Origin of the sequence: Streptomyces sp. NPDC051207 (assembly GCF_040682395.1) — a bacterium.
Lineage (GTDB): Bacteria > Actinomycetota > Actinomycetes > Streptomycetales > Streptomycetaceae > Streptomyces.
In genome coordinates this window covers 25,469-38,125 of record NZ_JBFBAX010000023.1, presented here as the reverse complement: position 1 = coordinate 38,125, position 12,657 = coordinate 25,469, and the positions used below count along the sequence as shown (strand labels likewise).

At 72.9% G+C, this 12,657-nt stretch carries 11 protein-coding genes and 1 pseudogene; 9 read left to right on the top strand and 3 right to left on the bottom strand.

Annotation, left to right across the window (positions count from 1 at the left end):
- Positions 1 to 4: 4 nt before the first annotated feature.
- Positions 5 to 1,016 (bottom strand): annotated as a pseudogene (locus AB0M97_RS21885) (DUF5937 family protein).
- Between the two features lie 55 nt (positions 1,017 to 1,071).
- Between AB0M97_RS21885 and AB0M97_RS21880 the strand changes: the two are divergent.
- The 8 genes from AB0M97_RS21880 to AB0M97_RS21845 all read left to right on the top strand — a co-directional run bounded on the left by AB0M97_RS21880 (position 1,072) and on the right by AB0M97_RS21845 (position 9,625).
- Positions 1,072 to 2,322, top strand: a complete 1,251-nt coding sequence (locus AB0M97_RS21880; protein WP_365962607.1) for an MFS transporter — start codon at positions 1,072 to 1,074, stop codon at positions 2,320 to 2,322.
- A gap of 331 nt (positions 2,323 to 2,653) precedes the next feature.
- The gene (locus tag AB0M97_RS21875) at positions 2,654 to 3,820 is read left to right on the top strand and encodes an alanine--tRNA ligase-related protein (protein ID WP_365962606.1); all 1,167 of its coding nucleotides are present in this window, start codon (positions 2,654 to 2,656) and stop codon (positions 3,818 to 3,820) included.
- Positions 3,821 to 3,993: 173 nt separating this feature from the next.
- Complete coding sequence (locus tag AB0M97_RS21870) at positions 3,994 to 4,695, top strand: DUF4232 domain-containing protein (RefSeq protein WP_365962605.1); 702 nt, start codon at positions 3,994 to 3,996, stop codon at positions 4,693 to 4,695.
- An 81-nt stretch (positions 4,696 to 4,776) separates the two neighbouring features.
- Positions 4,777 to 5,805 carry an N-acetyl-gamma-glutamyl-phosphate reductase gene (argC, locus tag AB0M97_RS21865; protein WP_365962604.1) on the top strand — a complete coding sequence of 343 codons (1,029 nt, stop codon included), beginning with the start codon at positions 4,777 to 4,779 and terminating at the stop codon, positions 5,803 to 5,805.
- Positions 5,802 to 6,953, top strand: a complete 1,152-nt coding sequence (gene argJ, locus AB0M97_RS21860) for a bifunctional glutamate N-acetyltransferase/amino-acid acetyltransferase ArgJ (RefSeq protein ID WP_365962603.1) — start codon at positions 5,802 to 5,804, stop codon at positions 6,951 to 6,953. Before argC ends, argJ begins: the two co-directional genes overlap by 4 nt.
- Positions 6,950 to 7,855 (top strand): acetylglutamate kinase, encoded by a 906-nt coding sequence (argB, locus tag AB0M97_RS21855; protein WP_365962602.1) that lies wholly within the window; start codon positions 6,950 to 6,952, stop codon positions 7,853 to 7,855. The genes argJ and argB overlap by 4 nt, the downstream gene beginning before the upstream one ends.
- Positions 7,852 to 9,066, top strand: coding sequence for an acetylornithine transaminase (locus AB0M97_RS21850; protein ID WP_365962601.1), 1,215 nt, complete (start codon positions 7,852 to 7,854; stop codon positions 9,064 to 9,066). Before argB ends, AB0M97_RS21850 begins: the two co-directional genes overlap by 4 nt.
- A gap of 19 nt (positions 9,067 to 9,085) precedes the next feature.
- The gene (locus AB0M97_RS21845; RefSeq protein ID WP_365962600.1) at positions 9,086 to 9,625 is read left to right on the top strand and encodes an arginine repressor; all 540 of its coding nucleotides are present in this window, start codon (positions 9,086 to 9,088) and stop codon (positions 9,623 to 9,625) included.
- A 266-nt stretch (positions 9,626 to 9,891) separates the two neighbouring features.
- Here AB0M97_RS21845 and AB0M97_RS21840 read toward each other — a convergent pair whose 3' ends face one another.
- Both AB0M97_RS21840 and AB0M97_RS21835 read right to left on the bottom strand, forming a co-directional pair.
- The gene (locus AB0M97_RS21840; RefSeq protein WP_365962599.1) at positions 9,892 to 10,602 is read right to left on the bottom strand and encodes a L,D-transpeptidase family protein; all 711 of its coding nucleotides are present in this window, start codon (positions 10,600 to 10,602) and stop codon (positions 9,892 to 9,894) included.
- Between the two features lie 3 nt (positions 10,603 to 10,605).
- On the bottom strand, positions 10,606 to 11,193 hold the full coding sequence (locus AB0M97_RS21835; protein WP_365962598.1) for a pyridoxamine 5'-phosphate oxidase family protein: 588 nt from the start codon (positions 11,191 to 11,193) through the stop codon (positions 10,606 to 10,608).
- 182 nt (positions 11,194 to 11,375) lie between these two features.
- On the opposite strand from AB0M97_RS21835, the gene AB0M97_RS21830 reads away from it, so the two are divergent.
- On the top strand, positions 11,376 to 12,569 hold the full coding sequence (locus AB0M97_RS21830; RefSeq protein ID WP_365962597.1) for an argininosuccinate synthase: 1,194 nt from the start codon (positions 11,376 to 11,378) through the stop codon (positions 12,567 to 12,569).
- Positions 12,570 to 12,657: the final 88 nt, after the last annotated feature.

Here is a 12,657-nt window from a genome sequence, read left to right as displayed (position 1 = left end):
GGTCTCAGCCGGGGGCGGTGGTCGGCGCCGGGCCCTCGCCCGCCGCCTCCACCACCGTCTGCCCGGCCCGGGTGCGGGCGTACAGCACGAAGCGGCCCGCACGGTGGGCGCCGACCAGTCCCGCGGTGCGCAGGGCTGTCAGGTGCTGGGAGACACCGCCCGGGGTCAATCCGGTGCGGCGGGCCAGTTTCGGTGGTCGAGGCCGGGGCGGTCAGCTCGGTCAGGAGCCTCGCGCGGGAACGGCCCAGCACCCCCGCCAGGGCGTCGGACACGGTCGCGGGCCGCGTGTCCCACAAGGTGCCGACGGCGCGCGGCGGGTAGCGCAGCGACGGCTGCCAGGGCTCGTTCAGCACCGAGAAGACGCGCGGCCACACGAACGCCGACGGCACCAGCAGCAGCCCCCGGCCCGCCAGGCGCCGCTCCCCGCACGCGGTGCGGTGGGCCAGTCGCAGGGTGTTCCCCGCCCAGGTCACCTGCGGATCGAGGTCGGCGAACAGGTGCTGGGCGCCACCCTCGACCAGGCGCCCGGCGCGGTAGCGGATGTCGCTTTCCAGCAGCGTCAGTATCCGCGGCCAGTACGGCGCGAGGACCAGCTCCCAGTACGCCTCGATCAGCCCGGCCAGCCGCCCCAGCCCGGCCACCGGGTCGGCGCGCAGTTCCGCGAGCCGCCCCGGCGGCACCTCGGCCGTCGTACGCAGCAGCTCCGGCGGGGTCGCCCGGACCGTGGCCAGCTCCACGTCCAGGGACGGCAGCGGCGTCGTGGGCGGCGGGCAGAGGAACCCCGGGACGCGGCCGGCCCACGGCGAGCGCGTCGGCACCGGAACGAGGTCGAACAACGGGCCGACATCGAGGTCCGCCGCCGCCAGCCGCGAGCGCGCCTGCGCGGTCCACGTGCGGTGCAGGCCCTGTTCGTCGGCGCCCTTGAGCACCCGCACACTCGCCACCACCTCCCACAGCGGGGAGATCGCGAAGCGGGTGCGGGCCACGTCCGCCAGACCCAGCTCGATCTCGATCATTCAGCCCAGGCTAAATCAATAGGGAAGCGGACGGCGGGCGCGCACGGTACCGGGCATGACCGACACACCCCGCTCCCCGTGGCGGCTGCGCGACTTCCGCATCCTCTTCGCCGCCGGTGCCCTCAGCCACCTCGCCGGCAACATGGGCTACGTGGCGATCCCGCTGCTCGCGGTCACCGCCCTCGGCGCGGGACCCGGACAGGCGGGTGCGCTGGCCGCGCTGTCCACCGCCGCCTTCCTCCTCGTCGGCCTGCCCGCCGGCGTCTGGGTGGACCGGCTGCCCGGCCGCCGGGTGCTGGTGGCCGCCGACACCGCCCGCGCGCTGCTGTTCGCGTCGGTCCCCGTCGCCTGGTGGCTGGACGTGCTGTCGCTGCCGCAGCTGTACGCGGTGGTCCTGCTGAACGGCTGCGCCACGGTGTTCTTCGACATCGGCTCGCAGAGCGCGCTGCCCGACCTCGTCGGCCGCGAACGGCTGGTGCCCGCGAACGCCGCCCTGGTGAGTCTGATGGCCGGCGCCAACATCGCGGGCCGCGGCGCGGGCGGCTTCCTGGTCCAGCTCTGCACGGCCCCGCCCGCGATTCTCGTCGGGGCCGTCGCCTACCTGGCCTCCGCGCTCGGCCTCACCCGCATCGGGCAGCGACCCGCGCCCGCCGCGGCGCCGGCCGGCCGGCAAGGGCTGCGGGCCGAGACGGCGGCAGGACTGCGCCACGTCCTCGGCAGCCGCGAACTGCGCGCGCTGGCCCTCACCGCGACCCTCGGCAACCTCGGCGGCCAGATGATCAACGCGGTCCTGCCCGTGCTCTTCACCCGCGAGCTGGGCCTGTCCGCCGGAGCGCTCGGCGCGTACTGGGCGGCGGGCGGTGTGGGCATCCTGCTCGGCGCCGCCGTCGCCCGCCGGCTGGCCGCCCGGCTCGGCCACGGGCGTGCCCTGGGGCTGGCCGGCCTGTGGTTCGCGCCCGCCGCACTCGCCGTCGGCCTGGTCGGCGCGGGCCCGTGGCTGTGGGTGGCCGGCGCCGGATGGCTGGCCGCCATGACCAAGACGGGCATCGACAACGTCCTCGGCGTCACCCTGCGCCAGCACATGACCCCGGACCCCCTGCTCGGCCGCATGAACGCCACCTTCCGCTTCCTGCTCACCGGCGCCCTCGCCGTCGGCTCCGCCCTCGGCGGCCTCATCGGCGAGGTGGCGGGCGTACGGATGGCGGTCTGGGCGGGCGCGGTGTGCATGGCAGGCGCGTTCCTGCCGGTGTTCTGCTCGCCTGTGCGGAGGTTGCGGAAGCTGCCGGGGGTGGTGCTGTCGGCGTAGACGTCCATCAGCCGGCGGGTGGCCTGGTGGCCGAACGGGCGGAGCGCCCGGTGCCCAGTGGCCGAGCGGCCACAGGGCCGACCCCTGGGTCGAAAAGGGCGCGCCCCGGAACAACCGCCCCCGCTACGCTCGGCTCCATGAACGTCACGGGCCGGCCCACCACCGCGACCGCGCGAGCGACCAGCTCGCCGGTTGCCGCCGCCTGACGTATCCCCTCCCCACCGGCGACCGGAAACGGCCTGCCGGTGGGTCCACGGCGCTCCCGCCGCGGCTCCGACGACCGTGCGGACCGTTGTCCGGTGCCTCCCCGCTCACGCGAAGGAGCCACCCCATGAACACCGACCGGATCGTCCGCACGTTCGTCGAGTACTTCGAGGAACGCGGCCACCGCCGTATCACCGGCTCGACCCTGCTCCCGCCCGAGGACGACCCCGTGCTGTTCACCACCTCGGGCATGCACCCGCTCACCCCGTACCTGGAGGGCCGCCCGCACCCCCTCGGCGGCAGGCTGGTCAACGTGCAGCGCTGCCTGCGCACCACGGACCTCGAGGAGGTCGGGGACAGCACCCACCTGACGGTCTTCGAGATGCTCGGCACCTGGTCGCTCGGAGACTACGGGCACCGGCAGAGCCTCGACTGGGCCTTCGGCCTGCTCACCGAGGGGTTCGGCATCGACCCGGGACTCCTGTACGCCACGGCCTTCGGCGGTGACGACCGGACCGGCCCCGACACCGCCTCCCTGGAGCTGTGGCAGGAGCGCGGGGTGCCGGTGGAGCTCACCGTCGAGGACAACTGGTGGTCCGGCGGACCGACCGGCCCGTGCGGCCCCGACTCGGAGATCTTCCTGTGGACCGGCGACACCCCGCCGCGGTCGACGCCGACGGGTGACGGACGCTGGGTGGAGGTGTGGAACCACGTGTCGATGGGCCACCGGCAGCTCGCCGACGGTTCCCTCGTGCCGCTCCCCCGGAACAACGTCGACACCGGACTGGGCCTGGAACGCCTGGCCGCTGCGGTGCAGCGCCGGACGTCGGTGTTCGAGTGCGACCTCTTCGACCCCTGGCGCCGCCTGGTACCGGCCCTGTGGCCGCTGGACGAGCCGTCGCTGCGGCTGGTCTGCGACCACCTGCGCTCAGCCGTGGTGGTGATCGGCGACGGGGTGCGCCCGGCCGGCACCGGCCGCGGCCACGTGCTGCGCAGTCTGGTGCGGCGGGTGCTCACCGTGGTGCGGCGGCACGATCCGTCGGGCAGCCTCGGCGACCTGCCGGACGAGCTGGTCCGGCACACCCTGGACCACTTCCGCCAGGGCGAGGACCCGCACGTCGTGCGCCGGGTGCTGCTGGAGGAGGAGCGCCGTTTCGGCCGGCTCCTGGAGCGCGGCCGGCGGGTACTGGCCCGGCCGCGCTTCCGGGGCCCGCTGAGCGAGGAGGACTTCCACTACCTCCACGACACCCACGGCCTGCCGCGCGACCTCGTCCTCGGGCTGCGGCCGGAGTGACAGCCGGGGGCGCGGCCGGTGTTCGGCCCGCTCGCCCGGCGCTGCCGCGCCCATGGCCGTCGCGCGCAGTGTCACAAAGCTGTTCGCAGTCAGTTCCCACCCGGTGCGAGCGGTCCCCAGCACCGCTCCCGTAGGGCACGATCACCGGACCATTCCAACTCGGGGGGCATCTCATGGTTCGCACAGCCCGTTCGCGCCGCACCACCGCCGTACTCGCCGCTCTCTCACTCGGAGTGCCGGCCCTCACCGCATGCGCGGGCGACACCGGGAAGGACAAGGCCGCTCCGAGCGCGACCGCGAGCCCGTCCGCCGCCGGCAAGGACACGGGCAAGGACAAGGGCAAGGGCTCCGGCACGCCGTCGACGGCCGGACCGAGCGACGGCGGCACAGGCGACGGCGGCACAGGCGGCGAGGGCTCCTCCGACGGCGGCACCCCGCCGCCGTCGGAGGCCGGGGTGGACGACGACCAGGACGGCGGCGTGGGCATGTGCGAGACGACCGACATGGGCTTCACCGTCACCGTCGCCTCCCAGCCCGCCAACCACGCCCTGCTGACCGCGATCAACAACAGCGGCGACCCCTGCGCGCTGGCGGCGAACGAACCGATGATCACGGTCCCGGGGCTCGACGGCGCCGCCCAGAAGAGGGGACCCGCGAACGAGGACTGGATGCTGAACCCCGGCGACAAGGCCTACGCCGGGATCCTGTTCGCGCGCGTCGGCACCGAGGGCGGCAAGAGCGCCGACAAGGTGGAGATCGCGCTCGCCGCCTCCGAGAGCCCCGCGACGGTGCCGATCGGCGGCGGCCCCGTCACGGTCAACGACGGCCAGGTCACCAGCTTCTTCGCCACCGCCGAGGACGCGCTCACCCACTGATCGCTCCGCCCCGGCCGTCATTGCATAAACGTGCAGCGAAACGTATAGTCATGCCATCGAGAGAGTCGGTGGAGGATGTCCATGACGGTACGTGCGGCAGTGGCCGGAGCGAGCGGATACGCGGGCGGGGAGCTCCTGCGTCTGCTCCTCGCCCATCCCGGGGTCGAGATCGGCGCCCTGACCGGCAACTCCAACGCCGGGCAGCGGCTCGGCACGCTCCAGCCGCACCTGCTGCCGCTGGCCGACCGGGTCCTCCAGGAGACCACCGCCGACGTCCTCGCCGGTCACGACGTGGTCTTCCTCGCGTTGCCGCACGGCCAGTCCGCCGCCGTCGCCGAACAGCTCGGACCCGACGTGCTGGTCGTGGACATGGGAGCCGACTTCCGGCTGGCGGACGCCGCCGACTGGGAGAGGTTCTACGGCTCGCCGCACGCCGGCACCTGGCCGTACGGCCTGCCCGAACTGCCGGGGGCCCGCGCCGCGCTGGAGGGGTCCAAGCGCGTCGCGGTGCCCGGCTGCTACCCGACCGCCGTCTCCCTCGCCCTCTTCCCGGCCTACGCCACCCAGCTCGCCGGGGCCGAGGCCGTGATCGTCGCCGCCTCCGGCACCTCCGGCGCGGGCAAGGCGCCCAAGCCGCACCTGCTGGGCAGCGAGGTCATGGGGTCCATGTCGCCGTACGGCGTCGGCGGCGGTCACCGGCACACCCCCGAGATGATCCAGAACCTCAGCGCGGTCGCCGGGGAGCGCGTCTCGGTGTCCTTCACGCCGACCCTCGCACCGATGCCCCGCGGCATCCTCGCCACCTGCAGCGCCAAGGCACGCGAGGGCGTGAACGCCGAGTCGCTGCGCGCCGCCTACGAGAAGGCCTACGCCGACGAGCCGTTCGTGCACCTGCTGCCCGAGGGGCAGTGGCCCGCCACGGCGTCCGTCCACGGTTCCAACGCCGTTCAGGTGCAGGTCGCGTACGACGAGGCGGCGGGGCGGATCATCGCGATCAGTGCCATCGACAACCTGACCAAGGGCACCGCGGGCGGTGCCGTGCAGAGCATGAACATCGCCCTGGGGCTCGATGAGACCACCGGACTGACGACGATCGGAGTTGCGCCGTGAGCGTGACGGCAGCGAAGGGATTCACGGCGGCGGGCATCGCCGCCGGGATCAAGGAGAACGGCAACCCGGACCTGGCCCTCGTGGTCAACACCGGGCCCCGCCGCGCCGCCGCGGGCGTGTTCACCTCCAACCGCGTCAAGGCCGCGCCCGTCCTGTGGTCCGAGCAGGTCCTCAAGAGCGGGCAGCTGACCGCCGTCGTCCTCAACTCCGGCGGCGCCAACGCCTGCACCGGCCCGAAGGGCTTCCAGGACACCCACGCCACCGCCGAGAAGGCCGCCGAGGTCCTCGGCGTGGGCGCCGGCGAGGTCGCCGTCTGCTCCACCGGGCTCATCGGCGTCCTGCTCCCCATGGACAAGCTGCTGCCCGGCATCGAGACCGCCGCCGGCCGGCTCTCCGAACACGGCGGCGAGAAGGCCGCCATCGCCATCAAGACCACCGACACCGTCCACAAGACGTCCGTCGTCACCAAGGACGGCTGGACCGTCGGCGGCATGGCCAAGGGCGCGGGCATGCTCGCCCCCGGCCTCGCCACCATGCTGGTCGTCCTCACCACGGACGCCGACCTGGAGTCCGCAGCGCTCGACCGGGCGCTGCGCGCGGCCACCCGGGTCACCTTCGACCGCGTCGACTCCGACGGCTGCATGTCCACCAACGACACCGTGCTGCTGCTGGCCTCCGGCGCCTCCGGGATCATTCCCGACCAGGACGCCTTCGCCGAGGCCGTACGGGCCGTCTGCGACGACCTCGGCCGGCAGCTCATCCGGGACGCGGAGGGCGCCAGCAAGGACATCAAGGTCGAGGTGGTGGGCGCCGGGACCGAGGCCGACGCCGTCGAGGTGGGCCGCTCCATCGCCCGCAACAACCTCCTCAAGTGCGCGATCCACGGCGAGGACCCCAACTGGGGCCGCGTCCTGTCCGCCATCGGCACCACGACCGCCGCCTTCGAGCCGGACCGGCTGAACGTCGCCATCAACGGCGTCTGGGTCTGCAAGAACGGCTCCGTCGGCGAGGACCGCGAGAAGGTCGACATGCGCTACCGGGAGGTGCACATCGTCGCCGACCTCGCCGCGGGCTCCGAAACGGCCACCATCTGGACCAACGACCTCACCGCCGACTACGTCCACGAGAACAGCGCCTACTCCTCATGAGCACCCGCAAGCACACCGCCCTGCCCAAGGCCCAGATCCTCATCGAGGCGCTGCCCTGGCTCACCCGGCACCACGGGAAGATCGTCGTCATCAAGTTCGGCGGCAACGCCATGGTCGACGAGGAGCTGAAGGCCGCCTTCGCACAGGACGTCGTCTTCCTGCGGCACGCCGGGCTCCGGCCGGTCGTCGTGCACGGCGGCGGCCCGCAGATCAGCGCCGCCCTCGACCGGCACGGCATCGTCAGCGAGTTCCGGGCCGGCCTGCGCGTCACCAGCGAGGAGGCCATGGACGTCGTACGGATGGTGCTCGCCGGGCAGGTGCAGCGCGAGCTGGTCGGGCTGCTCAACCGGCACGGACCGTTCGCCGTGGGCCTCACCGGCGAGGACGCGCACACCATCACCGCCACCCGCCACCGGCCCCGGATCGATGGCGAGCCGGTCGACATCGGCCGGGTCGGCGAGATCACCGGGATCGACACGGGCGCCATCGAGGCGCTGCTGGCCGACGGCCGCATCCCGGTCGTCTCGTCGATCGCCCGCTCCGAGGACGACGGACACGTCTACAACGTCAACGCCGATACGGCGGCCGCGGCACTCGCTGCCGCGCTGGGCGCCGAAACCCTCATGGTCCTCACGGACGTCGAGGGCCTCTACGAGGACTGGCCGAACTCCGACGAGGTGATCAGCCGCCTCACCGCGGCCCAGCTGGAGAAGCTCCTGCCGGAGCTGTCCTCCGGGATGGTGCCCAAGATGGAGGGCTGCCTGCACGCCGTCCGGGGCGGCGTGAACACCGCCCGCGTCCTCGACGGGCGGGTCCAGCACTCGATCCTGCTGGAGATCTTCACCGACGAGGGCATCGGAACGATGGTCGTGCCCGACGAGCACGAGGGGGAGCCGTCATGAGCAACCAGGAACTGAGCGCGCGGTGGCAGGGCGCGCTCATGAACAACTACGGCACCCCCCGGCTGCCCCTGGTGCGCGGCGCCGGCACCAGGGTGTGGGACGCCGAGGGCAACGCGTACCTCGACTTCGTCGGCGGCATCGCCACCAACGCGCTCGGCCACGCCCACCCGGCCGTCGTGGAGGCCGTCACCCGGCAGATCGGCTCCCTCGGCCACATCTCCAACTTCTTCATGGCCGAGCCGACCGTCGCGCTCGCCGAGCGGCTGCTGCGGCTGTTCGGCCGGGACGGCAGGGTCTTCTTCTGCAACTCCGGCGCGGAGGCCAACGAGGCCGCGTTCAAGATGGGCCGGCTCACCGGCCGCACCCATGCCGTCGCCACCGACGGCGGCTTCCACGGCCGGACCATGGGCGCCCTCGCGCTGACCGGCCAGCCCGGCAAGCGGGACCCGTTCCTGCCGCTGCCCGGCGACGTCACGCACGTGCCGTACGGCGACGCGCAGGCACTGGCCGCCGCGGTCACCGAGGACACCGCGCTCGTGATCATCGAGCCGGTGCAGGGCGAGAACGGCGTCGTCGTCCCGCCCTCCGGCTACCTCAAGGCCGCCCGCGCGATCACCGCGGCGACCGGCGCGCTGCTCGTCCTGGACGAGGTGCAGACCGGCATCGGCCGCACCGGGCACTGGTTCGAGTACCAGGCCCACGAGGGCGTCCTGCCCGACGTCGTCACCCTCGCCAAGCAGCTCGGCGGCGGGCTGCCGCTCGGCGCCACCGTCGCCTTCGGCCGGGCCGCCGACCTGCTCCGGCCGGGCCACCACGGCACCACGTTCGGCGGCAACCCCGTCGCCTGCGCCGCCGGGCTCGCCGTCCTCGACACCATCGACAACGAGGGACTGCTGGAGAACGTCAAGCGGCAGAGCGAGAAGCTGCGCGACGGGATCGAGGCCCTCGGCCACCGGTTGACCGACCATGTCCGGGGCGCGGGCCTGCTCCTGGGTATCGTGCTCACCGAGCCGCTCGCCCCCAAGGTGCAGCAGGCGGCTCAGGACGCCGGTCTCCTGGTGAACGCGCCCGCCCCCGATGTCGTACGGCTGATGCCGCCGCTGAACCTGCGCGACGACGAGGTGGACGCCTTCCTCCGGGCGCTGCCCGGCATCCTCGACCAGGCCCTGGAGGGGGCCGACAGGGCCCACGGGGCCGACGGGGAAAGATGATCCGGAGAATGAGACGACGATGAGCCAGGCGCAGGACCACGAGCACAACGGCGGGCCTGCCGTGCCGCAGACCCGCACCGCACGCCACCGCCGGATCGTGGACATCCTCAACCGGCAGCCGGTGCGCTCGCAGAGCCAGCTGGCGAAGCTGCTCGCCGACGACGGGCTGACCGTCACGCAGGCGACGCTCAGCCGCGACCTGGACGAGCTGAACGCGGTGAAGATCCGCAACACCGACGGCGACCTCATCTACGCGGTACCGAGCGAGGGCGGTTTCCGCACGCCGCGGGCCCCGCTCGGGGAGTCCGCGAAGGAGGAGCGGATGCGGCGGCTGTCGCAGGAGCTGCTGATCTCCGCGGAGGCGTCCGCGAACCTCGTGGTCCTGCGGACCCCGCCGGGTGCCGCGCAGTTCCTCGCCTCGGCGATCGACCAGGCGGAGCTGCACGACATCCTGGGCACGATCGCCGGCGACGACACACTGCTGCTGATCTCACGCGAGCCGACGGGGGGTCAGGCCCTGGCCGACCATTTGCTGCGGCTGGCGCAGAACGGGCACTAGGGCGGACTGCTGCGCCTGCGGGCGGTCGTGCCGGTGCGGTCCCTCGAGGAGGTCTCATCCCTGCGCGGGGCAGGGGACTCGGTGGCCGACCCAGGCGACGGCGACCGCCCCTGCCGCGAGCACGATCCCCCCGCAGCAGCACACCGCGACCCGCCGCAACGCCCGCCGCACGCGGTCCACTTCACGGTCGCTCCAGCGGCGCGGCGCCTGCCCGTCGCGCGACCCAAGGAGGCGATCCGGCGCCGGGCCGGCTCGGCCGGCGCCGGTCAGTACCGCGTGATGGCCGTCCCTCCCCCCTCCGTCCCGATCGCGATGTGCGGGCGGGCCGCAGGGTCCGCCCAGCTCAGGATGCGGCGCATCGCGTCCGGGGGGACCGAGACGCAGCCCTCCGTCGCGCCGTGGCCGTTGACGTGGAGGAAGATGCCGGCGCCGCGCCCGCGCACCGGGCGTTCGTAGTTGAAGCCGATGACGAGGGCGTGCGCGTACTGCGTGCCGTAGGTGATCAGGTGCTCGGCGTGGGCGGCCCGGCAGTCGGCCACGCGGGGCTCGGTCCAGCGGTTGTAGGAGCGGGAGGCGTTGTCCTGGCACCACCAGGAGTCCTCGCGCACCCGGCGGTAGGGGTACGCCGTCCCGGGCGGGGCCGCCCTGATGCCGAAGGCGTACGGCAGGTCGTACAGGCCGGTCGGGGTGGTCCTGGTGCCCTGCTTGCGCGAGGAGCCCTCGGTGAGGCCGTTGGCCCCGAAGCGGGCGGGCGCCGAACCGGCCCGCGTCCAGCGCCCGTCCCGCAGGTCCCACCAGGTGACCGTGCCCGACGTCGAGGCGGTGCCGGGTGCCCGCGCGGTGATCAGCTGGGTGCCGCCGCCGGTGTCCGCCATCCGGGCCGGCAGCGGCGGCGGACCCTCGCCGGGCGGCGCGGCGCCCAGCAGGAGCAGGACCGAGGAGGCGAGGGCGAGGGCGGCGACGACACCGGGGCGCATGGCTCAGACGGTAGAGGGCGGCAGCGGCAGCGGCAGCCCGGGTAGGCCGTCCAGGCTGGTGGCGATGTGGTCCTTCCGGGCGAAGTACGCGCTCAGCGAGGTGTCGTCCTCGCGCGCGAAGCGCCTGCGGTGCAGGTCGCGGTCCTCGTCGTACGTCATGTACGGCACGGCGTAGCCGCACGAGTCGCGGACGAGGTCGGCGGTCACGACGACGACCGCGCGCAGGCCGTGCTGGGCCGGGTCGATGTCCGGGAAGCGGGCGAGGAGGTCCCCGAAGCGCGGGTCGTCGCGGAAGACCGGCTCGCCGCGGCCGTGCACCCGGACGATGTTCGGCGGGCCCTGGAAGGCGCACCACATCAGGGTGATGCGGCCGTTCTCCCGCAGGTGCGCGATGGTCTCGGCATGGGAGCCGGCGAAGTCGAGGTAGGCCACGGTGTGCTCGTCCAGCACGGCGAAGGAGCCCTTGAGGCCTTTGGGGGAGAGGTTGACGGTGCCGTCGGCGGAGAGCGGCGCGGTGGCGGTGAAGAACACGGGCTGCGACTCGATGAAGGTGCGGAGTCTGCCGTCTATGCGGTCATAGGTCTTTCCCATATCTAACGATTATGCAGGCGAACCTTTTGGCTGTCTAAGGAATGGGCGGCAGGGACCGGGGCCGGGGCCGGGGGCGGGCCCGCGTCCGGGTCCGCGGACTGACCCGGACGGGCTGGATTGACGAATCATGCGGAGCACTGCATACTCATGCATATCAGCGAATGCACTGTGAGGAGAAACCCGTGACCGAGCGCGTCGTACTCGCCTACTCAGGCGGTCTGGACACCTCCGTCGCCATCGGCTGGATCGCCGAGGAGACGGGCGCCGAGGTCATCGCCGTTGCGGTCGACGTTGGCCAGGGCGGCGAGGACCTGGACGTGATCCGCAAGCGCGCGCTCGCCTGCGGTGCCGTCGAGGCCGAGGTCGCGGACGCCAAGGACGAGTTCGCCGAGGAGTACTGCCTCCCGGCGATCAAGGCCAACGCCCTCTACATGGACCGCTACCCGCTGGTCTCCGCGCTGTCCCGGCCGACGATCGTCAAGCACCTCGTCGCCGCCGCGCAGAAGCACGGCGCCACCACCGTCGCCCACGGCTGCACTGGCAAGGGCAACGACCAGGTGCGGTTCGAGGCCGGCATCGTCGCCCTCGCCCCCGACCTCAAGTGCATCGCCCCGGTCCGCGACTACGCCATGACCCGCGACAAGGCCATCGCCTTCTGCGAGGACAAGGGCCTGCCTATCGCGACCACCAAGAAGTCGCCGTACTCCATCGACCAGAACGTCTTCGGCCGCGCCATCGAGACCGGCTTCCTCGAGGACATCTGGAACGCCCCGATCGAGGACATCTACGAGTACACGCAGAACCCGGCCGCCGCCCGCGAGGCCGACGAGGTGATCATCTCCTTCAAGGAAGGCGTCCCGGTCGCCATCGACGGCAGGCCCGTCACCGTCCTGCAGGCCATCCAGCAGCTCAACGAGCGCGCCGGCGCCCAGGGCGTCGGCCGGATCGACATGGTCGAGGACCGCCTCGTCGGCATCAAGTCCCGCGAGGTCTACGAGGCTCCCGGCGCGATCGCCCTGATCACCGCCCACCAGGAGCTGGAGAACGTCACCGTCGAGCGCGAACTGGCCCGCTACAAGCGGCAGGTCGAGCAGCGCTGGAGCGAGCTGGTCTACGACGGCCTGTGGTTCTCCCCGCTCAAGCGCGCCCTGGACGGCTTCGTCAACGAGGCCAACCAGCACGTCACCGGCGACATCCGGATGACCCTGCACGGCGGCCGCGCGGTCGTCACCGGCCGGCGCTCCGAGTCGTCCCTGTACGACTTCAACCTGGCCACGTACGACACGGGCGACACCTTCGACCAGGCCGCGGCCAAGGGCTTCATCGACATCTACAGCCTGTCGTCGAAGATCGCGGCCAAGCGCGACCTCGCGTAACGGCCTGACGGTCCCTCACACGCACTAGCCTGACAGCCGCCTCCCCGCTTGCCGAGAGTGGGGAGGCGGTCGCACATCGCCATCTTTT

Excerpts from the sequence above, each read along its gene's own strand:
- AB0M97_RS21880 (WP_365962607.1), top strand. The coding sequence starts at position 1,072 with ATGACCGACACACCCCGCTCCCCGTGGCGGCTGCGCGACTTCCGCATC.
- AB0M97_RS21875 (WP_365962606.1), top strand. The coding sequence starts at position 2,654 with ATGAACACCGACCGGATCGTCCGCACGTTCGTCGAGTACTTCGAGGAA.
- AB0M97_RS21870 (WP_365962605.1), top strand. The coding sequence starts at position 3,994 with ATGGTTCGCACAGCCCGTTCGCGCCGCACCACCGCCGTACTCGCCGCT.
- argC (WP_365962604.1), top strand. The coding sequence starts at position 4,777 with ATGACGGTACGTGCGGCAGTGGCCGGAGCGAGCGGATACGCGGGCGGG.
- argB (WP_365962602.1), top strand. The coding sequence starts at position 6,950 with ATGAGCACCCGCAAGCACACCGCCCTGCCCAAGGCCCAGATCCTCATC.
- AB0M97_RS21850 (WP_365962601.1), top strand. The coding sequence starts at position 7,852 with ATGAGCAACCAGGAACTGAGCGCGCGGTGGCAGGGCGCGCTCATGAAC.
- AB0M97_RS21845 (WP_365962600.1), top strand. The coding sequence starts at position 9,086 with ATGAGCCAGGCGCAGGACCACGAGCACAACGGCGGGCCTGCCGTGCCG.
- AB0M97_RS21840 (WP_365962599.1), bottom strand. The coding sequence starts at position 10,602 with ATGCGCCCCGGTGTCGTCGCCGCCCTCGCCCTCGCCTCCTCGGTCCTG.
- AB0M97_RS21835 (WP_365962598.1), bottom strand. The coding sequence starts at position 11,193 with ATGGGAAAGACCTATGACCGCATAGACGGCAGACTCCGCACCTTCATC.